We start from the raw sequence: 786 nt of genomic DNA on the forward strand, positions 1-786 counted from the left end.
TATGTACGAAGGCATTTCATTTACACAAGATGCTTGACACTCCCAAAAACTCATCTCCTAAAACGACTTAGCTTTTAAAGTCATCAATGTTTGGACTTATTCCCGTACACAGAATCGAACTGCGTCTAGTCACCAGAACGGGAAGCGGCATTTAATTTAGTAAATTAAATTGAGTGAATAATCGCACTAATCCCAGTAATCATAAAGAATAATCCTACTAGGTAATAGATTGATAAGATTGAAAAGGCGGGATAAATCAATAAAAGAACACCTAAAATAATGCCAATTACGGATAAAATCACGTCAACCATAAAATACTTTTCGTTAACTAACTTGATAATGTTCGAAAGCCATAACGATATTATTGAATCCATCAAGAACATAATTGCAAACGAAATTGCAACAAATAGAATGCCAAACTTTCCGTTGAACAACATTAAAATTCCGATAATAATGTCAACGACCGCGTTAAAAACGACCCATCCAGAATTTTCTAAAGCACCTCTAAGAACGGTTAACTTGTAAATCCCGGACAAAATTGCGGTAATTGCTGCAATAACGACTACCGCACTGAAGGTTGCTAGGGGATTTCTTAAAGAAATGACCGCAACGAAAATACTTAAGATCCCGATGACAAACATAAATGGGTCAAATCTGTCCAATAACTTATTCATATAAAATTCCTCCCAATAATGTACAGCTTTTATAGACATCAGATTGTTGGTCGTAAATTAAATAATGCTTTAATCGATCGAAAATCACGGTTCCTTTGGGCATACCGGTTAA

Annotated in this window: 1 protein-coding gene; it reads right to left on the bottom strand. The window is 35.1% G+C overall.

Annotation, left to right across the window (positions count from 1 at the left end):
- Positions 1 to 164 precede the first annotated feature (164 nt).
- The gene (locus FC98_RS13810; RefSeq protein WP_054656230.1) at positions 165 to 674 is read right to left on the bottom strand and encodes an HdeD family acid-resistance protein; all 510 of its coding nucleotides are present in this window, start codon (positions 672 to 674) and stop codon (positions 165 to 167) included.
- Positions 675 to 786 lie beyond the last annotated feature (112 nt).

This window comes from Lentilactobacillus kisonensis DSM 19906 = JCM 15041 (genome assembly GCF_001434135.1).
GTDB lineage: Bacteria > Bacillota > Bacilli > Lactobacillales > Lactobacillaceae > Lentilactobacillus > Lentilactobacillus kisonensis.